21 protein-coding genes are annotated in these 23,730 nt (G+C 74.3%); 14 read left to right on the top strand and 7 right to left on the bottom strand.

From position 1 onward, the window contains the following. The first annotated feature begins 111 nt into the window (after nt 1-111). The 3 genes from ACI2LW_RS00605 (at nt 112) to ACI2LW_RS00595 (ending at nt 2,704) form a co-directional block, all read left to right on the top strand. A complete protein-coding gene (locus ACI2LW_RS00605) occupies nt 112-753 on the top strand; it encodes a DUF6758 family protein (RefSeq protein ID WP_404728917.1) in 642 nt (213 codons plus the stop codon). Between the two features lie 334 nt (nt 754-1,087). Beyond that, the gene (locus tag ACI2LW_RS00600) at nt 1,088-1,945 is read left to right on the top strand and encodes a PHP domain-containing protein (RefSeq protein ID WP_404728916.1); all 858 of its coding nucleotides are present in this window, start codon (nt 1,088-1,090) and stop codon (nt 1,943-1,945) included. A gap of 153 nt (nt 1,946-2,098) precedes the next feature. Then, entirely contained in the window at nt 2,099-2,704 is a 606-nt protein-coding gene (locus ACI2LW_RS00595; RefSeq protein ID WP_404728915.1) for a MarC family protein, read from the top strand. Nucleotides 2,705-2,884: 180 nt separating this feature from the next. Here the strand turns inward: ACI2LW_RS00595 and ACI2LW_RS00590 are convergent, their stop codons facing one another. Further along, on the bottom strand, nt 2,885-3,037 hold the full coding sequence (locus ACI2LW_RS00590; RefSeq protein WP_404728914.1) for a hypothetical protein: 153 nt from the start codon (nt 3,035-3,037) through the stop codon (nt 2,885-2,887). 235 nt (nt 3,038-3,272) lie between these two features. On the opposite strand from ACI2LW_RS00590, the gene ACI2LW_RS00585 reads away from it, so the two are divergent. Further along, nucleotides 3,273-4,172, top strand: a complete 900-nt coding sequence (locus ACI2LW_RS00585) for an NYN domain-containing protein (RefSeq protein WP_404728913.1) — start codon at nt 3,273-3,275, stop codon at nt 4,170-4,172. 7 nt (nt 4,173-4,179) lie between these two features. Here the strand turns inward: ACI2LW_RS00585 and ACI2LW_RS00580 are convergent, their stop codons facing one another. Both ACI2LW_RS00580 and ACI2LW_RS00575 read right to left on the bottom strand, forming a co-directional pair. After that, nucleotides 4,180-5,088 carry an alpha/beta fold hydrolase gene (locus ACI2LW_RS00580; protein WP_404728912.1) on the bottom strand — a complete coding sequence of 303 codons (909 nt, stop codon included), beginning with the start codon at nt 5,086-5,088 and terminating at the stop codon, nt 4,180-4,182. Between the two features lie 185 nt (nt 5,089-5,273). Next, nucleotides 5,274-7,694, bottom strand: a complete 2,421-nt coding sequence (locus ACI2LW_RS00575; RefSeq protein ID WP_404728911.1) for a DEAD/DEAH box helicase — start codon at nt 7,692-7,694, stop codon at nt 5,274-5,276. A 526-nt stretch (nt 7,695-8,220) separates the two neighbouring features. Between ACI2LW_RS00575 and ACI2LW_RS00570 the strand changes: the two genes are divergently transcribed. Continuing rightward, entirely contained in the window at nt 8,221-8,967 is a 747-nt protein-coding gene (locus ACI2LW_RS00570; RefSeq protein ID WP_404728910.1) for a ferritin-like domain-containing protein, read from the top strand. 68 nt (nt 8,968-9,035) lie between these two features. Here ACI2LW_RS00570 and ACI2LW_RS00565 read toward each other — a convergent pair whose 3' ends face one another. From ACI2LW_RS00565 to ACI2LW_RS00550, 4 genes are all read right to left on the bottom strand, one after another. Then, nucleotides 9,036-9,305, bottom strand: coding sequence for a hypothetical protein (locus ACI2LW_RS00565; RefSeq protein ID WP_404728909.1), 270 nt, complete (start codon nt 9,303-9,305; stop codon nt 9,036-9,038). Nucleotides 9,306-9,612: 307 nt separating this feature from the next. Then, nucleotides 9,613-9,840 (bottom strand): DUF3107 domain-containing protein, encoded by a 228-nt coding sequence (locus ACI2LW_RS00560; RefSeq protein WP_189705270.1) that lies wholly within the window; start codon nt 9,838-9,840, stop codon nt 9,613-9,615. 237 nt (nt 9,841-10,077) lie between these two features. Continuing rightward, nucleotides 10,078-10,722: a TetR/AcrR family transcriptional regulator gene (locus tag ACI2LW_RS00555; RefSeq protein WP_404728908.1), complete on the bottom strand. Its 645-nt coding sequence runs from the start codon at nt 10,720-10,722 to the stop codon at nt 10,078-10,080. 204 nt (nt 10,723-10,926) lie between these two features. Continuing rightward, a complete protein-coding gene (locus ACI2LW_RS00550) occupies nt 10,927-11,145 on the bottom strand; it encodes a hypothetical protein (protein WP_404728907.1) in 219 nt (72 codons plus the stop codon). Between the two features lie 176 nt (nt 11,146-11,321). Between ACI2LW_RS00550 and ACI2LW_RS00545 the strand changes: the two genes are divergently transcribed. The 9 genes from ACI2LW_RS00545 to ACI2LW_RS00505 all read left to right on the top strand — a co-directional run bounded on the left by ACI2LW_RS00545 (nt 11,322) and on the right by ACI2LW_RS00505 (nt 23,571). After that, nucleotides 11,322-12,557, top strand: a complete 1,236-nt coding sequence (locus ACI2LW_RS00545) for an alpha/beta fold hydrolase (RefSeq protein ID WP_404728906.1) — start codon at nt 11,322-11,324, stop codon at nt 12,555-12,557. Between the two features lie 7 nt (nt 12,558-12,564). Next, entirely contained in the window at nt 12,565-14,292 is a 1,728-nt protein-coding gene (locus tag ACI2LW_RS00540) for a DUF3152 domain-containing protein (protein ID WP_404728905.1), read from the top strand. Between the two features lie 56 nt (nt 14,293-14,348). Then, nucleotides 14,349-14,441 (top strand): Ms4533A family Cys-rich leader peptide, encoded by a 93-nt coding sequence (locus tag ACI2LW_RS00535; RefSeq protein WP_404728904.1) that lies wholly within the window; start codon nt 14,349-14,351, stop codon nt 14,439-14,441. A 207-nt stretch (nt 14,442-14,648) separates the two neighbouring features. Then, complete coding sequence (locus ACI2LW_RS00530) at nt 14,649-16,367, top strand: ABC transporter substrate-binding protein (RefSeq protein ID WP_404728903.1); 1,719 nt, start codon at nt 14,649-14,651, stop codon at nt 16,365-16,367. Nucleotides 16,368-16,371: 4 nt separating this feature from the next. After that, nucleotides 16,372-17,439, top strand: coding sequence for an ABC transporter permease (locus tag ACI2LW_RS00525; RefSeq protein ID WP_404728902.1), 1,068 nt, complete (start codon nt 16,372-16,374; stop codon nt 17,437-17,439). Continuing rightward, nucleotides 17,436-18,443: an ABC transporter permease gene (locus tag ACI2LW_RS00520; protein WP_404728901.1), complete on the top strand. Its 1,008-nt coding sequence runs from the start codon at nt 17,436-17,438 to the stop codon at nt 18,441-18,443. Before ACI2LW_RS00525 ends, ACI2LW_RS00520 begins: the two co-directional genes overlap by 4 nt. Then, nucleotides 18,440-20,239, top strand: coding sequence for a dipeptide ABC transporter ATP-binding protein (locus tag ACI2LW_RS00515; protein WP_404728900.1), 1,800 nt, complete (start codon nt 18,440-18,442; stop codon nt 20,237-20,239). Before ACI2LW_RS00520 ends, ACI2LW_RS00515 begins: the two co-directional genes overlap by 4 nt. A 198-nt stretch (nt 20,240-20,437) precedes the next feature. Next, on the top strand, nt 20,438-22,402 hold the full coding sequence (locus ACI2LW_RS00510; RefSeq protein WP_404728899.1) for a DUF3492 domain-containing protein: 1,965 nt from the start codon (nt 20,438-20,440) through the stop codon (nt 22,400-22,402). After that, entirely contained in the window at nt 22,399-23,571 is a 1,173-nt protein-coding gene (locus tag ACI2LW_RS00505) for a hypothetical protein (protein WP_404728898.1), read from the top strand. Before ACI2LW_RS00510 ends, ACI2LW_RS00505 begins: the two co-directional genes overlap by 4 nt. The last annotated feature ends 159 nt before the right edge of the window (nt 23,572-23,730 follow it).

The following is a 23,730-nucleotide window of genomic DNA, read 5'->3' as shown; positions in this document are numbered from 1 at the left end:
TAGTGCGGCTAATAAATGCAATGCGCACGTATCACTTCCGGCTCGCGCGGTTCCGCCCGGACGGGTGATCGTCCTTGACGCGGCGCTGCCGGGGTAGGACCGTGGGGCCCTATGAGGGGCGAACCCAGTTGCCCGAAGTGTGGTGGCCGGGTCAGGGCTCCCGGACTCTTCAGCGACTCCTGGCAGTGCGATGTGCACGGCACGGTGCATCCACTGCAGCCCGTGATCCCGCCCAGCGTCGAGGCCCTCGATGTCGTGGTGCACCGTACGCAGGTACCGGTGTGGATGCCGTGGCCGCTGCCGGTGGGCTGGCTGTTCACGGGCGTGGCCAGCGCGGGCGACGACCGCAGCGGCGGCCGGGCCACGGCCGTGGCCTGCTCCGGACCCGGACCGCTCGGCGGCATGGGCGAGCTGATCCTGGTCGCCGAGGAGCTGGGCGTCGGCCTCGGCGCGCGCTACGCCGGCATCGACGGCCCGGACCCCGGCCCGTATCTGAACGTCGAGAAGCCCCCGGACGCCAAGGTCCTCGCCGGCGGGCGCCCCACCCCGCTCTGGCTTGTCTCCGGCACCCCCGCCGACCGCGCCGTCTTCGCCGGCGAGGCGCGCGGGCTGTGGCTGTGGGCGGTGGTGTGGCCCGAGCAGTCCGGACTGCTGATGTACGACGAGCTGGTGCTGGCCGATCTGCGCGACGCGGGCGCCGAGGTGGAACTGGTGCCGTGCGGCGCGCTCTCACCGCGCCTGCTGCGGCCGTAGGGGGCCGCTGGTCCGCCAGGCGCTTCAGGGGCCGCCGCCCTGCCGTACGGGGGCTCACGCGGGGGCCCGTCGCGCGGGCGCCGCGCCGACCCTCGTGCGGTGACTCTCGCGTGGTGCCGCACCGGCCCTCGTCCGGTGACACTCGCGTGGTGCCGCATCGCCCTCCGCGCGGTGGGCCTCCTCCCGTGGTGTCGGGCCGTGCCTCGCCCGGCGGCTCCCGCGCGCCCCCGGGGTGTAGGGGGCGTGACCGACGTGCGGGTGTGACAGGGCATGCCCGCGTCCCCGTTATCCTTTGGGTGTCCGCTTCCGCCCCGTCACCGCTGGAGTCCGCGTCGTGCGCATCGACCTGCACACCCACTCCACCGCGTCCGACGGCACGGACTCCCCGGCCGAGCTGGTGCGCCACGCCGCCGCGGCCGGACTGGACGTCGTCGCGCTGACCGACCACGACACCACCCGCGGCCACGCCGAGGCGGTCGCGGCGCTGCCCGAGGGGCTGACCCTCGTCACCGGCGCCGAGCTGTCCTGCCGCATCGACGGCGTCAGCATGCACATGCTGGCCTACCTGTTCGACCCGGAGGAGCCGGCGCTGCTCGCCGAGCGGGAGCTGGTCCGTGACGACCGGGTGCCGCGGGCCAAGAGCATGATCGCCAAGCTGAACGAACTGGGCGTGCCCGTCACCTGGGAGCAGGTCGCGCGGATCGCGGGCGACGGCTCGGTCGGCCGGCCGCACATCGCCTCCGCCCTGGTCGAGCTGGGCGTCGTCCCGACCGTGGACGACGCCTTCACGCCGCAGTGGCTCGCCGACCGCGGACGGGCCTGGGTGCCCAAGCACGAGACGGACCCGTTCGAGGCGATCCGGCTGGTCAAGGGCGCCGGCGGCGTCTGCGTGTTCGCCCACCCGGCGGCCGTCAAGCGGGGCCGTACGGTCCCCGAGTCGGCGATCGCGGACATGGCCGCCGCCGGGCTGGACGGCATCGAGGCCGACCACATGGACCACGACCCGGACACCCGGGCCCGGCTGCGCGGCCTGGCCGGCGAGCTGGGCCTGCTGGTCACCGGCTCCAGCGACTACCACGGCAGCCGCAAGACCGTGGCGCTCGGCGCGTTCACCACGGACCCCGAGGTGTACGGGGAGATCACGCGGCGGGCGACCGGGGCGTTCCCGGTGCCGGGAACCGGCGGGGCCTGAGCCCGCGAGGCCGGCCGGCCCGCCCCCGTCCACGTCACACCCTTCACGCGGCGTCGTACGACGCCGTGCCGCGCTGCCGGCTCCGCGCCCGCGTCCCGGCCGGCGCCCTCCGTTCCGCATGTCACCACGTTCTTCGGCAAGGTCTGCTCAGCGATGTTCGACGCCGCCGTCTTCGGCTCCCTCTTCCTCACCCTCTTCGTCATCATGGATCCCCCCGGGATCACCCCGATCTTCCTCGCGCTGACCGCCGGACGCCCCGGCAAGGTGCAGAAGCGGATGGCCTTCCAGGCGGTCTGCGTGGCCGGCGGGGTCATCGCCGTCTTCGGTGTGCTCGGCCACCAGATCCTCGACTACCTGCACGTGTCCGTCCCGGCGCTGATGATCGCGGGCGGCCTGCTCCTGCTGCTGATCGCGCTGGACCTGCTGACCGGCAAGACGGACGAGCCGCAGCAGACCAAGGACGTCAACGTCGCCCTGGTGCCGCTCGGCATGCCGCTGCTGGCCGGGCCCGGCGCGATCGTGTCCGTCATCCTCGCCGTGCAGAAGGCCGACAGCGTGGCCACCCAGGTCTCGGTGTGGACGGCCATCGTCGCCATCCACGTCGTGCTGTGGCTGGTGATGCGCTACTCGCTGCTGATCATCCGGGTGATCAAGGACGGCGGGGTGGTGCTGGTGACCCGGCTGGCGGGCATGATGCTCTCCGCGATCGCCGTGCAGCAGATCATCAACGGGGTGATGCAGGTCGTCCACGGCGCCTGAGTCTCCGTAGGGGCGCGTAGGGGTCGTAGGGGCGTGCGGGCGTGCGGGCGTGCGGGCGTATGGGCGGCCGGGCGGCCGGGCGGGCCGGCCCGGGACGCCGACGCACGGAGCCCCCGTACGGCGAGCGCGAGTGCGCGTGCCGTACGGGGGCTCCGAAGCTTCTTCGGTGATCCGCTTGCGTTACGAGGCCGGAGTCGCGGCCGGGCGGATCCAGAGCCGCTGGCCGATGGCGGCGGCCTGCTGAACGATCCGGTTGACGGAGGCGGCGTCCACGACGGTGCTGTCCACGGGGGTGCCGTCGACCTCGTCGAGTCGCATGATCTCGAAGCGCATGGGCTTCTCCCTTCGTCTGGTCATCCTCCTGCGGAGAATTACTGGAGATGGATGGAGCGGTGCACGGGGCGGTGAGGCCGGGTGTTCCGTACCTATGCAACGGCGTGCCGGTTACAAACATTCCCTACGCTAAAGAAATTTTTCGAACGACTAATTACTGACCAGTAAGACAGCTCCGTCGGACCGATCGGGACCGGTTGTGTTCGCAGCGTGACCGCCGGGACAATGGGACGCGATGAACGACGACCTCGCGGCGCTCGGCGCCCGCATCGACCGCACGAACGAGCTGCTGCAACGCATGCTCGCCGAGGTGGCCAAGACGCCCTCGACCCACGCGATCTTCGTCGACGCGGGGTACCTCTACGCGGCGGCGGGACGACTGGTGGCCGGCACCGAGGACCGCCGCGCCTTCGACCTGGACGCCGAGGGGCTGATCGACGCGCTCATCGACCGCGCCCGCACCGTCTTCGCCGACAGCCGGCTGCTGCGCGTGTACTGGTACGACGGCGCCCGGCGCCGCATCCACACCGCCGAGCAGCAGTCCATCGCCGAACTGCCCGACGTCAAGGTGCGGCTGGGCAATCTGAACGCCAACAACCAGCAGAAGGGCGTGGATTCGCTCATCCGCTCCGACCTGGAGTCACTGGCCCGGCACCGCGCCATCAGCGACGCGGCGCTCCTCGGCGGAGACGAGGACCTCGTCTCGGCGGTGGAGGCCGCGCAGGGCTACGGCGCCCGTGTCCACCTGTGGGGCATCGAGGCCCCGGAGGGCCGCAACCAGGCCGAGCCGCTGCTGTGGGAGGTCGACAGCCAGCGCACCCTCGACCTCGACTTCTTCAAGCCGTACGTCTCCCGGCGCACACCGGCCGCCTACGACAACACGGCCAACGCGGCCCGGCCGACGCGGGAGGACGTGCGTTTCGTGGGCGCGCAGATCGCCGCCAAGTGGCTCGCCGCGCGCGGCCGGGACGCCCTGGTGGAACTCCTGCCCGGCCATCCCTATCTGCCCGGGTCGGTGGACCAGGACCTGCTGGTCGAGGCCGAGGGCCTGCTGCAGTACTCGCTGCGCGGCCAGGCCGACCTGCGCCGCGCCCTGCGCGACGGCTTCTGGGAGCACCTGCACACGCGGTTCTAGTGGATCGTCACACAGCCCCGGCCGAATCGCGGGACGCGCCGGGGCCCGTCGTGTCCCAGAAGCCGGCGAGGGCACGGGCGGTGGCGGACGGCTGCTCGCAGTTGGGGGAGTGCTCGGCGCCCGCGACGACCGTGCGGCGGGCGTTCAGCCGCCGCGCCATGTCGTCGAGCAGGGAGACCGGCCAGGTGTCGTCCAGCGCGCCGGACAGCACGTGGAACGGCAGCGGCACGGCGGCCAGTTCGTCCACCCGGTCCGGCTCGAGGCACAACTGCCGTCCGGTGGCCAGCAGTTGGGCCGGCTTGTTGCCCAGCCAGCGGCGGCGCAGGTCCTCCCGGTCGTCGAGGCCCGCGTCGACCTCCGCGCCGGTGTCGGTCTCCTCGGGCGGTTCCATCGCCTGGATGGCCTCCCACACGGCGGCCATGGGCATCACCTCGAGCGCGTCCCGCAGCAGTTTCACCCGCTGCTGCTGGGAGGGGGAGATCTGCGCCGGGCCGGAGGCCACCAGGGTGAGCGAGAGGAAGGGGGAGTGGTCGAGCAGGACGGCGGCCCGGGCGATCTGCCCGCCGAGCGAGTGGCCCAGCAGATGCAGCGGGGTGCCGAGCGCCTCCGCCTGCGCGAGCACGTCCCGCGCCAGTTCCTCCTGGGCGTAGGCCGACTCGTCGTGCTCGGGGCCGTCCGACTCGAACTGGCCCCGCCCGTCCACCGCCACCGTCCGGTAGCCGCGCGCCGCGAGCGGCCGGTGCAGCGGGTTGAAGTCCTCCTTGCTCCCGGTGAACCCCGGCAGCAGCAGCACGGTGCCGCGCGCCTCGACGCCGGCGGCGACGGGCGCGTCGACCACGGCGAACTCGCCCCGGGCGGTGCGCAGCCGGTACGCCCGGGCGCCGGGCGGCGGAACGAAGGAGGGAGGCCTGCTCATGAGCCGAGGTTATCGGTCCGGGCCGGCGGGCGTGGGCCGCGGCCGTCCGTGCGCACCCGAACCGGACATCCCGCGCGTCCGGCCGTGGGGGAACGCCGACGGCCCGGTCCACACGGTGTGGACCGGGCCGTCGGGTGCTGCCCGTGCACTCACGTCTCCCCGGGCCGGCGGCCGGGGACCGTGGCTCAGGCCTCCGCGGACTCCACCGCTTCGGCGGCCGGGGCGGTCGCCTTGCGGGTGCGGCGGCGCGGCTTGGCCTCCGGCTCGGCGGCGGCCTGCGCCGGGATCTCCGCGGCGGCCGGCTCGGCGGCCTTACGGGTACGGCGGCGCGGCTTGGCCTCGACGGCGCCCTCGGCGGCGTCCACCGCCGCCTCGGGGGCCGCGGTAGCCGCCGCTGCCTTGCGGGTGCGGCGGGGCTTGGCCTCGGCGGTCACGGCCTCCGCGGACTCCACCGCTTCGGCGGCCGGGGCGGTCGCCTTGCGGGTGCGGCGGCGCGGCTTGGCCTCCGCCTCCTCGCCCGCCGCCGGGGCCTCGGCCTCGACAGCGGCGGCCGGCTCGGCGGCCTTGCGGGTGCGGCGCGGCTTGGCCTCGACGGCGCCCTCCGGAGCCTCCGTCGCGGCCGTCGCCTTGCGCGTGCGGCGGCGCGGCTGGGCCTCCGTGGCCTCGGCCGTGTCCACGGCCGCCTCGGCGGTGGCGGTCGCCTTGCGGGTGCGGCGGGGCTTGGCCGCCTCGGCGGCCCCGGCCCCGGCCCCTGCCTCGGTCTCGGCCGGTGCCTCCGCCGTTGCGGCGGCCTTGGGGGTGCGGCGGCGGGGCTTGCTCTCGCCGGCCTCGACGGTGTCGGCCACCGCCACTGCGGCGCTGTCCGGACCGTCGGCGGCCTGCGCCGGGATCCCGGCGGCCTCCGTGGCCTCGGCGGCCTGCTCGGCGACCGGCTTGCGGGTGCGGCGGCGCGGCCTGGACTGCGGCTGCTCCTGCGCGCCCTCGGCGGTGTCCACCACGGCCTCGGCTGCCTCGGCCGCTTCGGCCGCTTCGGCCGCTGCGGCAGGGGCGGCGGTCGTGGCGGCCTCGGGGGCGGGAGCCTCCGCCGTCGTCGCCCGGTCGGCCCGCGCCTCCGGCTGGGCCGAGGCCCCGCCGCGCGTGCGCCGGCGGCGGCGCGGGGTGCGGGTCGCGGTCGCCTCCTCGGCGGCCGGGGCGTCGACCGCCGGCGCCTCGGAGGACGTACCACCAGCCGCGGGCGTGTTCGGAGCGGCGCCCGCGGACGGGTCCACCGGTGCGCCGCCGCGGGTGCGGCGGCGTCGGCGCGGTGTACGCGCCGCGCGCTCGCCCTCGCGGTCACGGTCCCGGTCGGCGGAGCGTGCCTCGCCCCGGCCGCCCCGGCCGCCCCGGTCACCGCGGCCGCGTCCACCGCGGCCGCCGGTCTCGCCGAGGTCCTCCAGCTCCTCCGCGTCCAGCCCGGCGCGCGTGCGCTCCGAGCGCGGCAGGACGCCCTTGGTGCCCTCGGGGATGCCGAGGTCGGTGAAGAGGTGCGGGGAGCTCGAGTACGTCTCCGCCGGGTCGTTGAAGTCCAGCTCCAGCGCCTTGTTGATCAGCTGCCAGCGCGGGATGTCGTCCCAGTCGACGAGCGTGATCGCCGTACCCTTCGCGCCCGCGCGGCCGGTGCGGCCGACCCGGTGCAGGTACGTCTTCTCGTCCTCCGGGGACTGGTAGTTGATGACGTGGGTGACGCCTTCGACGTCGATGCCGCGCGCGGCGACGTCGGTGCAGACGAGGACGTCCACCTTGCCGTTGCGGAAGGCGCGCAGCGCCTGCTCGCGGGCGCCCTGGCCGAGGTCGCCGTGGACCGCGCCGGAGGCGAAGCCGCGGCGCTGCAGCTGCTCGGCGATGTCGGCGGCCGTGCGCTTGGTCCGGCAGAAGATCATCGCCAGTCCGCGGCCCTCGGCCTGCAGGATGCGGGCGACCATCTCCGGCTTGTCCATGGAGTGCGCGCGGTAGACGAACTGCTTGATGTTGGCGACGGTGACGCCCTCGTCGTCCGGCGCGGTGGCGCGGATGTGCGTGGGCCGCGACATGTAGCGCCGCGCGAGACCGATGACCGCGCCCGGCATGGTGGCCGAGAACAGCATGGTCTGGCGCTTGGCCGGGAGCATGTCGATGATCTTCTCGACGTCCGGGAGGAAGCCGAGGTCGAGCATCTCGTCGGCCTCGTCGAGGACCAGGCACTTGACGTGCTTGAGGTTCAGCCGCTTCTGCCCGGCGAGGTCCAGCAGCCGGCCCGGGGTGCCGACGACCACGTCGACGCCCTTCTTCAGGGCTTCCACCTGGGGTTCGTAGGCGCGGCCGCCGTAGATGGCGACGACCCGCACGTTGCGCACCTTGCCGGCGGTCAGCAGGTCGTTGGTGACCTGGACGCACAGCTCGCGGGTGGGGACGACGACGAGCGCCTGCGGGGCGTCGGTGAGGTCCTCGGGCTTGGCACGGCCCGCCTCGACGTCGACGGGGACGGTCACGCGCTCGAGGAGCGGGAGGCCGAAGCCCAGCGTCTTGCCGGTGCCGGTCTTGGCCTGGCCGATGACGTCCGTGCCCGTGAGGGCCACGGGCAGGGTCATCTCCTGGATGGGGAAGGGTGTGGTGATGCCGACGGCTTCGAGGGCCTCGGCGGTCTCGGGAAGGATCCCGAGTGCTCGGAACGTCGTAGTCAGGGTGCTGCCTCTTCTGTGTGCGCGGCGCGAGGCGAGCGCGGGGGTCGTGTCAGACCGTGCCGGGGACGTCGGCGGCCGTGCGGGCGAACCGCTCGGACCGGCCGAATGGCACGGGACCTCTGCCGACGCTCCAGGACCCGTCCGTGGACAGGCCCAGCGCTCGTACCGCTGAGGGTGTCCCTCCGATCGTCGTACGCGTGGTGCCGTACGGTCAGGGAGGGCTGTCGGGTCGGAGCCGATCGGGCCACCGACCGGGCATCCTCATGCGTGCGGCCTGTCGCTGTACGTCGGAAAACCTCGGCATACGCAGCAGGCGCATTACCACCATACCCCGGAAACGCGCACACGCGATGGCCGATTTGGTCACGTAGTCGTCGTCACACTGGTTGACCAGGTCCTTCGCAGGAGCGCCGAGCGGGCTATTGTGCGCTGCATGACGAGCTCTGACAAGCCTGACAACCCCTCCGACGCGTCCGCCGGCCGCACCGGCATCGCCGCCCAGGACTGGGCCACGGCCGCCGCCGACCCGCAGTACCGCGCCGCGGTCGTGGACCTGCTCGGCGCGCTCGCGTACGGAGAGCTCGCGGCGTTCGAACGGCTCGCGGAGGACGCCAAGCTGGCGCCCACCCTCGCGGACAAGGCGGAACTGGCGAAGATGGCGTCGGCCGAGTTCCACCACTTCGAGCGGCTGCGCGACCGGCTCACGGAGATCGGCGAGGAGCCGACCCGCGCGATGGAGCCGTTCGTCGCCGCGCTCGACGGCTTCCACAAGCAGACGGCGCCCTCGGACTGGCTGGAGGGGCTCGTCAAGGCCTACGTCGGCGACTCGATCGCCAGCGACTTCTACCGCGAGGTGGCCGTCCGGCTGGACTCGGACACCCGGGAACTGGTGCTGGCCGTCCTCGACGACACCGGGCACGCCGGCTTCGCGGTCGAGAAGGTGCGCGCGGCGATCGACGCGGACCCGCGGGTCGGCGGCCGGCTCGCGCTGTGGGCGCGGCGCCTGATGGGCGAGGCCCTGTCGCAGTCCCAGCGGGTGGTCGCCGACCGGGACGCGCTGTCCACGATGCTGGTCGGCGGCGTGGCGGACGGCTTCGACCTGGCCGAGGTCGGCCGGATGTTCTCCCGTATCACCGAGGCGCACACCAAGCGGATGGCCGCGCTGGGGCTGGCGGCCTAGCCAGGGCGTGTTGCGCCCTGGCGCCACGCCTGCCGCCGTTCAGGGGACGCGCCGCCGGCGGCGCCGGGTCAGGCCGGCGCCGATCGCCGGCGCAGTCTTCCCGCGGGGCGCAGCAGCAGCGAGAGGGAGGCGGCGGACACGACGGCCGCGCCCAGCAGCCCCGGCAGGACGCTGCCGGTGCCGAGCGCGCTGTGCGTGACGAAGTCACCGAAGAGCGCGCCCGCGATCCCGGTCGACAGCACCAGGCGGCGGGACGGCAGCCGGTGGGACAGGCGGTGGAGCGCGGCCCAGCCGAACAGCAGGCCGAGCACGGCGGAGCCGAGCGCTTCCAAGATCATTACGAGTCCCTCCCACGCAGGCGGCCGGTGCTCGACGGTCGTAGCCCGTCATACCCCTGACCTGCGGAGCACAACCCTTTCCCCTGGGCTGTTCGTGAACCCGCCCTGAGGGGCCGTGCGTGAACCGGCTGTGCGGCGCTGTTCGTGAACCGGTCGTCCAGGAAGGAGCAAGGACTGCCCGGTGAGGGGTGTGCGGGGAGTCGCGGGAACGCACGAGGGGCCCGGCGGCACTGCCGCCGGGCCCCTCGTCGCGTCCGTCCGCGTCGTCCGCCGCCCGTGTGCGGTGCGCGCGCGGCCGGTCGGTCGGCTACAGCGCGCCGAAGCCCACCTTGCGCGGGGCCGGCTCGCCCAGCTCGACGTAGGCGAGGCGCTCGGCCGGGACCAGCACCTTGCGGCCGTGCTCGTCCACAAGGGTCAGCAGCTGCGACTTGCCCGCCAGTGCCTCGGCCACCGCCCGCTCGACCTCCTCGGCACTCTGACCGCTCTCCAGAACGATCTCGCGGGGCGCGTGCTGCACGCCGATCTTGACCTCCACGGCTATGTCCCTCCGACGGTCAGTGAAGTGCGCGACCTTCCGCGCCGTACCCAGCACACATTAGCCCGGTGAGGGGACGGACACGCTCCGCCGAAGAACGCCAGGAGCGAACAGGGGACGGGAAGAGGGCCGCCGCGAAGCCGCTGCCCGCCGAAGCCCTGTGGGCCTGCGGCGGGCAGCGGTCCGCTCGGTCGTGCTGCGGCGGGGACGCTCGGTGGTGCTGCTCAGCGGGGACGCTCAGTGGTGCTGCTCGCTGCCGTGCAGCGGGAAGCCGGCGATGCCCCGCCAGGCGAGGGAGGTGAGCAGCTGCACCGCCTGGTCGCGCGGCACGCTGCGGTCGCTGTGCAGCCAGGAGCGGGCCACCACCTGGGCGAGGCCGCCCAGACCCGAGGCGAGCAGCATCGACTCCGCGCGCGAGAGGCCGGTGTCCTCGGCGATGACCTCGCAGATGGCCTCGGCGCACTCGTTGGTGACCTTGTCGACGCGCTCGCGCACCGCGGGCTCGTTGGTCAGGTCCGACTCGAAGACCAGCCGGAAGGCGCCGCCGTCGTCCTCGACGTAGGCGAAGTAGGCGTCCATCGTGGCCCGCACGCGCTGCTTGTTGTCCGTGGTCGAGGCGAGCGCGCCGCGCACCGACTGGATGAGCGCCTCGCAGTGCTGGTCCAGCAGCGCCAGATAGAGGTCGAGCTTGCCCGGGAAGTGCTGGTAGAGCACCGGCTTGCTGACGCCGGCCCGCTCGGCGATGTCGTCCATGGCGGCCGCGTGATAGCCCTGCGCCACGAACACTTCCTGGGCGGCGCCCAGCAGCTGGTTCCGTCGGGCACGGCGCGGCAGGCGCGTGCCTCGCGGGCGTGCCGCCTCTGTCTGCTCGATGGCTGTCACGCCGCCTCCCAAAGTCGTCCACATGCGGTGTGCGCCGCGCCGCCATCGTACTTTTCGGTAACCCTGCTGTGCGCGGTGCGAACGCAGAATTTCACGGACCGGACGGCAGCGAAAGGCACAGAAGGTTTCAAACCGGGGCGGGCCGGGCAAGGCCCGGCTCCACTCCTGCTCAGCGGCGGTCTTCCCCGGGCGTCGTCCCGCACCTCACCGGTAGTCGTCCTCGTCGAGGGAGACCACCCTCGCCTGCTCGATCAGGTCCGCCTCGTTGCCGCGGTCGGGGTCCACCTCGGTGAGCGGGTCGTCGTCCTCCGGAGCGATGTCCGCCTGCTGCTCGGCGGCGTCGTTCTCCGGAGCCTCGACGTCGATCTCCTCGGCGGCGGCCTCGTCGTCGAACGTCTCGGGATCGGTGGGGTCGAATGCCATGCTGGGCTCCCTTCCTACGGATGTCCCTGGAAGAAGCAGGGGCCACATGCGGGTGCCCTCTGTACGAGCGTAGGAGACACCCGAAGTGGACGCTATGCGATTCGGGACCCGGTCCGCGTGCGATCTGTGACGGCGAACACATGAACCACTGTGTGATCGCCTCGTAACATTGCCGCATGTCTTCGACCGAGCTGCCCTCCGTGCCGCCCGCCAACGTCCTTCCGAGGGTGGCTCCCGTCAGGGCCGGGGAAGGGGAGCGGCTGCGCACGGTGGCACTGCCGGGGATCACCCTGTCGGTCCGGTCGAGGCCGCCCGTGCGCGAAGGGCTGCCGCCCGCGCTGTTCGTCCACGGGCTGGGCGGCTCCTCGCAGAACTGGTCGGCGCTGATGGCGGAGCTCGACGGTGTCGTCGACGGCGAGGCGCCCGACCTGCCGGGCTTCGGCGACTCCCCGCCACCGGACGACGGCAACTACTCCGTCAGCGCCCACGCGCGCGCGGTGATCCGCCTCCTGGACGCGTCCGGGCGCGGACCGGTCCATCTGTTCGGCAACTCGCTGGGCGGCGCGGTGTCGACGCGCGTCGCCGCGCTGCGGCCGGACCTCGTACGGACGCTCACCCTGGTATCGCCCGCGCTGCCCGAGCTACGGGTGCAGCGCACCGCCGTGCCGACCGGGCTGCTCGCGGTGCCGGGCGTGGCCGCGCTCTTCACCCGGCTCACCCGGGCCTGGACGGCGGAGCAGCGGGTCCGCTCGGTCATGGCCCTGTGCTACGGCGACCCCGGCCGGGTCACGCCGGAGGGGTTCCGCAACGCCGTGCAGGAGATGGAGCGCCGGCTGCGGCTGCCGTACTTCTGGGACGCGATGGCGCGTTCCGCGCGCGGGCTGGTGGACGCCTACACGCTGGGCGGTCAGCACGGGCTGTGGCGCCAGGCCGAGCGGGTTCTCGCGCCCACACTGCTGGTCTACGGTGGCCGGGACCGGCTGGTCGGCTTCCGCATGGCCCAGCGCGCGGCCCGCGCCTTCCGCGACTCCCGCCTCGTGACGCTCCCGGACGCCGGGCATGTTGCGATGATGGAGTACCCGGAGACGGTCGCCACCGCGTTCCGGGAACTTCTGGTGGAGACGGGAGAGTTGGACGCGGTGAAGGCCAGGCGCACGGAGACGGCCGGCGGCCCGGGCGGCCCCGGGAGATCCGGTGCGGCTGCGGCCCCTGACGCCGGGGCGGGCAAGGGTACTGGCGGCGACGCGGACGCGAACGTGACTACGGGCACGGCCACGGACGTGAACACGGGCAGGGGCACGGACGTAGACACAGGTACAGGTACAGGTACAGGTACAGCTGCACGTACCGACGCAGACACAGACACAGACACAGACACAGGCACGGACACAGACACGAGCGCGGGAGGCTGAGGCCCAAGTGGGACGCCACAGCCGCCGCGGGCCTGCTCCCAAGAGCACCGGCGCCACGACCGCGGGACGGGACGGCCGGGAAGGCCGGGAGGGACGGGGCGCTTCCGGCGGCCGCGACGACCGGAGCGGTCCGGAGGGACCGGGGGATCCGGGCTTCCCGACAAACCAGCACGGCCGGTTCGGCCAGGACGGCGGCCGCGACACACGGGGTGCCGCCGAGGGCCTGACGGGGCCGGGCGGCTGGAGCGGCGGCCCGCAAGGGCGTCCGGGGACCGTCCAGGGCCCGCCCGCGGGACCGTGGCCGGGCACCGGCCCGCTGCCCGGGCGGCACCAGGGCGGCGGCCCCGCGTACGGCGGGTTCCCCGACGGTACGCCGGCGCACGGCGTCCCCCGTTTCCCGGACGGCACCCCCGCGCACGGTGTGCCGCGGCTGCCCGACGGGACTCCCGCGCGCGGCGTTCCCCAGGCCAGGGGCGGACATCCCGAGCAGTGGGAAGCGGGCGGCGGCTGGGGGCAGTTGGGGCCGCAGGGCGGTGCCGGAATCCGTGGGGCACGGGGGCGGGCAGCCGCCGCCGGCCCGGGTGCCGGCGTCTTCCCCGGGACCGCCGCCGGCCCGGGCGCCGGTGTCGTTCCCGGTGCTGCCGCCGGTCGTGCCGCTCCCGCGGGACCCGTCACCTCGCCCCGTCCGGGCGCCCCGTTCCCCCGGCAGCGGCGGGCGCCCGCCGAGGCGCCGGTGCCCGCCTCCCCGGGTGCGCCGAGGCAGGACTACCTCGACGCCTTCGACAGCGACCAGGACCTCTTCGTGCCCCGGCCGCGCGGTGCCGCGTCCGCCGTGACCGGCGCCGCGGCCCCCGCCGAGCACGGCGCCGTGCCCGCCGGGGGCAGTGGCGCCGACGGCGACACCGCCCCGCCCGCCGACGAGCCCGCGTCCGCCAGGGGCACCAAGGGCCGGACGTTCACCGGCATCGCCGCCGCGGCCGTCACCACCGTGCTCGCCGTCGTCGTCGCCGGACAGGTCACCGACGGCAACGGGGACCCGGGAGCCCGGGCGCAGAGCGCCCCGGACCGGGCCGGCGACGCGCGGAGCGCCCTGGGCGGCCAGGCGGACCCGGCCGCGCCGCCCAAGGCGACGGTGCTGACGTACGACCAGAAGATGAGTGCCAAGTACCCGCTCGGGGCGGACCTCAAGGGGTCGGGCCGGTTCGAGACCGTGCCGGGCTCCGCCAAGGCGCCTGGCAAGGGACGCACGTACACCTACCGGGTCGATGTGGAGCAGGGCCTCGGACTCGACGGCCTGCTGTTCGCCGAGGCCGTCCAGAAGACGCTCAACGACGACCGCAGTTGGGCCCACGCAGGCGCCCGCACCTTCGAGCGCGTCTCCTCCGGCAAGGCCGACTTCGTGATCACGCTGGCCAGCCCCGGCACCACGGCCACCTGGTGCGCCAAGTCGGGCCTGGACACCACCGAGGACAACGTCTCGTGCGACTCGGCCGCCACCGAGCGCGTCATGATCAACGCCTACCGGTGGGCCCAGGGCTCGAAGACCTTCGGCGACCGGATGTTCGCCTACCGGCAGATGCTGATCAACCACGAGGTGGGCCACCGGCTCGGCTTCGGCCACGTCACCTGCGACAAGGACGGCGGCCTGGCGCCCGTGATGCAGCAGCAGACCAAGTTCCTGGACCACGACGGCATCCACTGCCTGCCCAACCCCTGGCCGCACCCCACGAGTTGACAGGCGCCACTCTCGTCACATTGACACACGCCGAAAGTTCGTTCATATTTCTGCGCATGTGGTCCCGTCATGCCGTCGACAGCGCAGCCATCGAGCTCGCGCTCATCGGCGTGACCGCCCTCTGCGTGGCCGACGTCCACTGTCGCTGACGCCCGCCCTCCGGCGCGCGCGTCGCACCCCCCTTTCCCCGCCGTGACCCCTGGCACCTGACGGCTCACAGCCGCCACGTCCGAGGGTGCGCGGTGTTCCGACGACCCGCCGCCGAGGCAGACGTCTGTGCATTGTCGTCTCACTCCTCGTCAATGCGTCTCGCGATCCGGGACGCCCGAGACTCCCTCCGAGAGGTCGTCATTCCGATGCGTCAACCGTCCGTGAAGAGATCCCGCCTGGCCGCCGTGTCGCTCGCCGTGGCCGTGGCGGCGGGCGCCGCCGCCTGCGGGCCCGAGGACAACGATGCCAAGGGCACGGGCGGTGACTCCCCGCCCCACAAGGGCGGCACCCTGACCGTGCTGAACGCCAGTCCCCAGCAGGACTTCGACCCCGCGCGCCTGTACACCTCCGGCGGCGGCAACGTCCCCTCCCTCGTCTTCCGCACGCTCACCACCCGCAACCGCGAGAACGGCGCGGCCGGCGCGAAGGTCGTCCCGGACCTCGCCACCGACACCGGGCGCCCCAGCGAGAACGCGACCGTGTGGACGTACACCCTGAAGAAGGGCCTGAAGTACGAGGACGGCACGCCGATCACCTCGGCCGACGTCAAGTACGGCATCGAGCGCTCCTTCGCGCCCGAACTCTCCGGCGGCGCCCCCTACCTGCGCGACTGGCTGGCCGGCGCGGCCGGCTACCAGGGGCCGTACAAGGACAAGAAGGGCCTCGCCGCGATCGAGACGCCGGACAGCCGGACCATCGTCTTCCATCTGAACAAGCCCGAGGGCGAGTTCCCCTTCCTGGCCACCCAGACGCAGTTCACGCCGGTGCCGAAGGCCAAGGACACCGGCACGAAGTACGAGGAGCACCCGGTCTCGTCCGGCCCCTACAAGGTCGTGAGGAACGAGAACGACGGCGAGCACCTCGTCCTGGAGCGCAACACCCACTGGTCGGCCGCCACCGACGCCGAGCGCAAGGCCTACCCGGACCGGATCGACGTACGGTCGGGGCTGGACTCCTCGGTGATCAACCAGCGGCTGTCCGCGTCCCAGGGTGCGGACGCCGCCGCGGTCACCACGGACACCAACCTCGGCCCCGCCGAACTCGCCAAGGTGACCGGCGACAAGGAGCTGGCCGCCCGCGTGGGCACCGGCCACTTCGGCTACACGAACTACCTGGCGTTCAACCCCACGGTCAAGCCGTTCGACGACATCAGGGTGCGGCAGGCGATCTCGTACGCCGTCGACCGGTCGTCGGTCGTCAACGCGGCGGGCGGCTCCGCGCTCGCCGAGCCCGCGACCACCTTCCTGCCCGACCAGAAGTCCTTCGGCCACACGCCCTACGACCTCTTCCCGGCAGGGAAGTCGGGCGACCCGGCCAAGGCCCGCCGGCTGCTGAAGGAGGCCGGTCACGGCAACGGGCTCACCATCACGCTGACCCACTCCAACAGCAAGGACTCCGAGACCAGCCCGGAGATCGCCACCGCGGTCCAGGACGCGCTCAAGAAGGCCGGGATCACCGTCAGACTCCAGGGCCTGGAGGACAACGACTACTCCGACAAGATCCACGACGTGAGGACCGAGCCGGGCTTCTTCCTCGCCCACTGGGGCGCCGACTGGCCCTCCGGCGGTCCGTTCCTGGCCCCGATCTTCGACGGCCGGCAGATCGTCAAGAACGGCGCGAACTTCAACACCGGCCTGCTGAACGACAGGTCCGTCAACAACGAGATTGATGCGATCAACAAGTTGACCGACCTCGACGCCGCCGCCCGGCGGTGGGGCGCCCTGGACAAGAAGATCGGCGAGCAGGCCCTGACCGTGCCGCTGTTCCACCCCGTCTACAAGCGCCTGTACGGCAAGGACGTCAGGAACGTCGTGATCAGCGACTGGACCGGCGTGCTGGACATCTCCCAGGTCGCGGTGAAGTGACGCCGTGAGCCAGGCCCTTGCCGCCTCCCCGGCCGCCGGGACGGACAGCCCCGTCCCGGCGGCCACGGGGGCCCGTCAGTTCTGGCGGCGGCTGCGCGCGCGGCGCGCCGCCCTCGTCGCGGCGGCCGTCGTCGCCCTCCTCGTCCTGGTCGCGCTCGCCGCGCCGCTGCTCACCGCGCTGGAGGGCCAGGACCCGACCACCTACCACCCGTCCCTGGTCGACTCCGCGCGCGGAGGCGTGCCGGTCGGGCCGTTCGGCGGCGCGAGCGCCGGCCACTGGCTGGGCGTCGAGCCGCAGACCGGCCGCGACCTGTTCGCACGGCTCGTGTACGGGGCACGGGTGTCGCTGGGCGTGGCCCTGGCGGCCACCCTGATCGAGGTCACCGTCGGCGTCGTGGTCGGCATGGCCGCCGCCCTCGGCAACCGATGGGTTGATCAAGTGTTGAGCCGCGCCACGGACGTCATCGTGGCCCTGCCCTTGATGATCATGTCGTTGGCCCTGCTCGCGATCGTGCCGTCGAGCTTCCCCCGGCCCGTCCTGGTCACGCTCGTCATCGGCCTGATCGCGTGGGGCAACATCGCGAAGATCGTGCGAGCGCAGACCCTCGCCCTCAAGGGGCTCGACTACGTCTCCGCCGCCCGGCTCAGCGGCTGGAGCGTCCGGCGGATCGCCCGGCGGGAGTTGCTGCCGGGCCTCGCCGCGCCCGTCATCACCTACGCCGCGCTGCTGGTGCCCACGAACATCTCCGCCGAGGCGGCCCTGTCCTTCCTGGGTGTCGGCGTGAAGCCGCCGACACCGTCCTGGGGGCAGATGCTCACCGCGGCCGACGTCTGGTACCAGGCGGCGCCGCAGTACCTGCTGCTGCCGGCCGGAGCCCTGTTCGTCACCGTCCTCGCCCTCACCGTCCTCGGCGACGGCGTGCGCACCGCCCTGGACCCGCGCGCGGCCTCCCGCCTGCGCGTCGGCACCGGCCGCGAGGACAAGGCGCCGAGCAGCGACAAGGCGTCCGGCGGTGACAAGGCGTCCGGCGGTGACAAGGCGCCGGGCCATGACGAGGAGGCGTCCGCATGAGCGGCTTCGGCGGACTCGGCGGCTTCCTGCTGCGCCGCGCCGTGGGCACGGCGGTCACCCTGCTCGCCATCTCGGTGCTCGTCCACGTCGTCTTCTACGCCACCCCCGGCGACGTCGCCCAGATCACCTGCGGACCGCGCTGCTCACCCGAACAGGTGCACCAGGTCGCCGCGCAGCTCAGGCTCGACGACCCGCTGCCCCTGCGCTACTGGCACTTCCTTCAGGGCCTCTTCGCCGGCCAGGACTACTCGACGGGCACCTCGGTGCAGCACTGCCCGGCGCCCTGCCTGGGGCTGTCGTACCAGAGCGACCGGCAGGTCCTGGACATCATCCTGACCAAGCTGCCGGTCAGCCTGTCGCTGGTCCTCGGCGCCATGGTGCTGTGGCTGGTCCTCGGCGTCGGCAGCGGCGTGCTGTCCGCATGGCGGCGCGGCCGGCTCTCCGAGCGCCTGCTGACCGTCGTCACGCTCGCCGGCTGGGCGACGCCCGTCTTCGTGCTCGGGCTGGTCCTGATGATCGTCGTCTGCGGCGAGCTCCGGCTGCTGCCCTTTCCGCAGTACGTGAAGTTCACCGACGACCCCGAGCAGTGGGCGTGGAACCTGCTGCTGCCCTGGCTGTCGCTGGCCCTGATCGAGGCGGCCGCGTTCGCCCGGCTCACCCGGGCGGCGATGCTGGAGACGCTCGCCGAGGACCACATCCGCACCTTCCGGGCGTACGGCGTGGGCGAACGCGCGATCGTCGGACGGCACGCCCTGCGCGGCGCGCTGGCGCCCGTGATCGCGCTGAACGCCAACAACGTCGGCTCGGCCGTCGGCGGGGCCGTCCTCACCGAGACCCTGTTCGGCCTGCCGGGCATCGGCCAGGAGCTGGTGCACGCGGTGAAGGCCGTGGACCTGCCGGTGGTCGTCGGCATGGTCCTGGTCGTCGGCTTCTTCGTCGTCATCGCCAACGCCGTCGCGGACGTCCTGTACGCGGTGGCCGACCGACGGGTGGTACTCGTATGAGCCTGGTCGACGTCACGGACCTCACGGTCGAGTTCGGGGCGCTGCGCGCCGTGGACGGGCTCTCCTTCCGGCTGGCGCCGGGGGCCGCCCTGGCCCTGGTCGGCGAGTCCGGTTCGGGCAAGTCCACGGTCGCCTCCGCCCTGCTGGGGCTGCACCGCGGAACCGGGGCGCGGGTGCGCGGCGGGGTCCGCGTGGCCGGCGTCGACGTCCAGCGGGCCGGTGACGAGGAGCTGCGGCGGCTGCGCGGCGGGCGGGCCGCCATGGTGTTCCAGGACCCGTTGTCGTCCCTCGACCCGTACTACGCGATCGGCGACCAGATCGCCGAGGTGTACCGGGTGCACACGCGGGCGCCCCGGCGCGCGGCACGCGCGCGTGCCGTGGAGGTGCTGGGCCGGGTCGGCATACCGGACGCGCCCCGGCGCTCGCGTTCGCGCCCGCACGAGTTCAGCGGCGGCATGCGCCAGCGTGCGCTGATCGCGATGGCGCTGGCGTGCGAGCCGGATCTGCTGATCGCCGACGAGCCGACCACGGCGCTGGACGTGACCGTCCAGGCGCAGATCCTCGACCTGCTGCACGCGCTGCGCGAGGAGACCGGCATGGGCCTGCTGCTCGTCACCCATGACGTGGGGGTCGCCGCCGAGAGCGTGGACGAGGTGCTGGTCATGCGGCACGGACGGGCCGTGGAGCACGGCCCGGTGGACGGCGTGCTGGGCGCGCCCGCGCAGCCGTACACCAGGGAACTGCTCGGCGCGGTCCCGCGCGTGGACATGGCGCGGAAGCCGGTACGGGGCGGGACGGGCGCGGTCGCGAAGGCCGCCGGTGCGGCGGAGTCCGCCGGATTGCCCGGGGCCGGTGCGGACGGCGAGGTGCCCGGGGCCGGTGCGGACGGCGGCGCGGCGCGGGCGGCGGTCTCCGACGCCGATGCGGTGGCCGGGGCCCACTCGGTGACCGCGGCCGACGCGGTGACGGGGGGAGCCGGCCCGGTGGCCGGCGGAGCCGGTGAGCCGCCCGTGCTGGAGGCGGCGGGGCTGCGCCGTGAGTTCGGGCGCGGCAAGCGGGCCTTCGCGGCCGTGGACGGGGTGTCCCTGGCGGTGCGCCGGGGGGAGACCCTCGGCATCGTGGGCGAGAGCGGCAGCGGCAAGACCACGCTGGGCCGCATGCTGGTCGGGCTGCTGGACCCGACGGCCGGCGAGGTCCGCTTCGAGGGCCGCTCCCGCGGGGGCGTGCGGCCCGCGGTGCAGATGGTCTTCCAGGACCCGGTCTCCTCGCTCAACCCCCGCCGCGGCGTGGGCGAGTCCATCGCCGACCCGCTGCGCGCCCGGGGCGAACGCGACGAGGGGCGCATCCGGGAACGCGTGCGGGAGCTGCTGGAGCGCGTGGGCCTGGAAGGGGCGCACCACGACCGCTACCCGCACGAGTTCAGCGGCGGACAGCGCCAGCGCGTGGGCATCGCGCGGGCGCTCGCGGCGGACCCGCGGGTGATCGTGTGCGACGAGCCGGTGTCCGCGCTCGACGTCACCACCCAGGCCCAAGTGATCGCGCTGCTGGGAGAGTTGCAGCGGGAGCTCGGGCTCGCACTGGTCTTCGTCGCGCACGACCTGGCCGTGGTGCGGCAGGTCAGCGACCGGGTCGCGGTGATGCGCCGCGGCCGGATCGTGGAGGAGGGCCCGGCCGACCGCGTGTACGCGTCGCCGCGGGACCCCTACACCAGGCAGCTGCTGAACGCCGTACCGTCCCTGGACCCCGGGATCGCCGCCCGCCGGCGCGCGGCGCGCCGGGAACCGGCCGCCGTGTGACCTTTCGTGTCCGAGTGAACTTCTAGCGCGACGGAACGCGACCCGCGCAGGAAAGTTACGACCGTTCACCCCTTTTGGTGGTGCGACGGACAACCGTCCGTCGCACCACCGCCTTGTCCGCATACGTTCTTCCCGCTGCGAGCCGCCGGTGCGACGGCGGCTCCCCAGGAGGAGACGGGAGAGAGCGGGGGTGCACGCGTGCGCATCGGACTGGTGACGGAGGGTGGCTACCCGTATGTGGGCGGTGACGCCGGACTCTGGTGCGAACGGCTCGTGCACGGGCTCGAGCAGCACGAGTTCGACCTCTACGCGCTCAGCCGCAGCCGGCAGCAGGAGCGCGAGGGCCGGCTTCCGCTGCCGCCGCAGGTCGCCCGGGTGCGCACCGCGCCCCTGTGGACGGACGGCACCGACGGCACGGTCCTCGGGCGCCGCGCACGCCGACGCCTCACGGGGTGCCTCTCGGAACTCGCGGAGGTCCTGTCCGCGACGAGCAACGCCCCTCTGGGGGCGACGGACGCCGACGCGCCGGCCGGAGACGGCCCGCCGGAGGAGGCGGACCGTTTCGCCAGTGCGTTGTACGAGCTCGCGGACCTCGCCCGCGAAGAGGGCGGCCTGACGGGCGCGCTGCGCTCGGAGACCGCCGTCCGCGCACTGGAGCGCGCCTGCCGCGCGCCCGGCGCCGTACGTGCCGCGCGCACCGCACGCGTACCGGATCTGCTCACGGTGGCCGCGCACCTCGAACGCGCCCTGCGCCCCCTCTCGCTCGACTGGTACGAGGACGACGGACTGGGCGCCGCCGACGTGTGCCACGCGGCCTCCGGCGGCACCGCCGCCCTGCCCGGACTGCTCGCCCGCCACTTCTGCGGGGTCCCGCTGCTGGTCACCGAGTACGGCGTACCGCTGCGCGCCCACTACCTCGCCCCCGGCGCCGACGGCACCGCCCCGGCCGCCCGCGCCCTGCTCGCCGCCTTCCACGGCCGGCTCGCCGCCGAGGTCTACCGGCGCGCCGCCGTCGTCACCCACGGCAACGCCCACACCCGCCGCTGGCAGGAGCGCTGCGGAGCCGACCGGGCCAGGCTGCGCACCGTCCACCCGGGCATGGACGCCCTGCCCTTCGCCGAGGTCGGCGAGGGCCCGCAGGCCCCCGGCCCGGGCACGCTGGTGTGGGTCGGCCGCGTCGAGCCCACCAAGGACCTGGTGTCCCTGCTGCACGCCTTCGCCGAGGTCCGCAGACAGGAGCCCGCGGCCCGGCTGCGGATCCTGGGCGGGGCGGGCAGTCCCGACGGCGCCGCCTACCTCGGGCACTGCCGGGCCCTGGCCGCGCAGCTCTTCCCCGACGAGGCCGAGGGCCTCCACACCGTCGGCGACAACCCGGTGTCCTTCGAGGAACTGGGCGGCCCGGAGGCGCCGACCGCCGCCGACGCCTATGCCGCGGGAGCCGTGGTCGTGCTGTCCAGCGTCGTCGAGGGCCTCCCCGTCGGCCTGGTCGAGGCCATGTTCTGCGGCCGGGCGACCGTCTCCACGGACGTCGGCGCGGTCGTGGAGGTCATCGGGGGCACCGGGCTCGTGGTGCCCCCGCGCAATCCGCGGGCGCTCGCCGAGGCGTGCGTGACGCTGCTGCGCGACCCCGAGCGCCGGGCCCGCCTGGGCGCCGCCGCCCGGGCCCGCGCGCTGGAACTCTTCACGGTCGAGCAGAACGTCGCGGCCTTCCACGGCATCTATCTCGAGATCGTCTCCCACTGCCCGGTCCGGCGCGTCGTCCTCGACGACGGCGGCGACCCCCTCCCGTTCGCCGTCCCGGCCGAGGTCCACGTACCCGGCCACTGGACCGGCCCCGGAGCCCCCGCCGGCGTCACCACCCGCGACACCGCCCACGTCGGGGCCCGCGACACCGCCCACGTCGGGGCCCGCGACACCGTCCGCGGCGGCCCGGCCTGGGTCACCCCCGGCCCGGACCGGGCGACGGACCCCGCCGGACCGGACCGGTCCCAGGACCTTGCCGGCCTCGACCGGTCCACGGACCCGGCGGTCCCCGGACCCGCGGCCCGGCCACCCCGCATCCCGGCGGCCACGACGGCGGCATCCGCGCCCACCGCGACGGCGCCCACCACCACCGCGCCCACCACGCCGGCACCCGCGCCCACCACGGAGGCCACCCGATGACCGCCGGCCGCGCACCGCAGGACGCCGGGTCCGCCCCCTCCCGCAGACCCGTGCCCGCCTCCCGGCGGGGAGCCGCAGACCCGGTGAAGGCGCTGATGCACCGCCACCGCGAGCTGTGCGAGCGGGCCGTCGACCCGCTGGAGATCGCCGCGGGCCTGGAGGCGCACGGCGTCACCGACCGCACTGCCGCCCGCTTCCGCCACCGTGACGTCTTCTCGCTCGCCGAGGAGATGTTCGCCCGGGCGTCCCGCGAGGCGGAGGCGCCCGCCGGCCCCGTGACGGCCGCCGCCGCACCCCGGGTGCGTGCCGGCCGGCTGGTGCTCCTCGGCCTGCTGCCCGGCGCCCTGTGCGCCGCCACGACGACCGGTCTGCGCCTCACCGCAGGCCGCACCCGCCTCGCGATCGCCGCCGTCGGCGTGCTCGCCGTGGCCCTGAGCGTGCGGGCCCTGTTCCGCCGCGGCCCGCTAGCCCCCAGGCGGGAGACCCTGCCCGGCACGTCCGCCCCGGGCACACGCCCGGGGACGTACTGGCTGCTCGGCTACGCCCTCCTCGGTGACGGCCTGCTCGGCACCGCCGTCGGCGGCGGCCCCGACGGGCCGCCCGGCCTCACCGCGGCCGGGGACTGGCCCATGGCCACGGCACCCGTCCTCGCGCTCACCCTTGCCTGCGCCCCGGCCGCCTGGACGGCGCACCTGTTCGCCGCGCGGGCGGCACGCCGACTCACGGCCAGCCGCGGCCTGGAGGAGTTCGCCGCCGCCGTACGGCCCCTGCTGCTCGGCGTGTTCGCCCTGTTCCTGGGCGCCCTGACCGCGCTGCTCGCCGCCTGCGCCGCGGTCCTGCACGAGCCCGCGCGTCCGGTGCAGACCCTCACCCTGGGCGCCCTGTTGCTGCTCGCCCGCCTCCTCACCGTCCACGGCTTCACCCAGGCCCCGGCGACCGCGCTGGGCGCCGCCGCCGCGGTCGAGGCGATCGCCCAGGCCTCCGTCTTCGCCGGCCGCCTGCCGGGCTGGGACGCCCTCACCGTCCCCGTCGACACCCTCACGGCCGTCTGGGGGCCGGGCGCGGTCGCGGTCCTGGCCTGCGGGACCGCGGCGACGGCCCTGTTGATCCACGCGATGCGCACCCTGACCCGGGCCTCGGCCCACGCACCGGCGGAGGGCCGGCCATGACGGGCACATGGCCGGTCCGCCAACCGCGCCCGTCCGCCGCACGAGCGCCGACGGCCGGCGACCGCGTGTGCCGCCGGAGCCAACCGCACACCCCTGTGAAGGAGAACACCAGATGACCACCGCCCGATCCGGAGCGTCCGGAGCATCCGGAGCCACCGG

The sequence above is a fragment of the Streptomyces sp. NPDC004065 genome, from assembly GCF_044903565.1.
Classification (GTDB): domain Bacteria; phylum Actinomycetota; class Actinomycetes; order Streptomycetales; family Streptomycetaceae; genus Streptomyces.
This window is presented reverse-complemented; position numbering and strand designations above follow the sequence as displayed.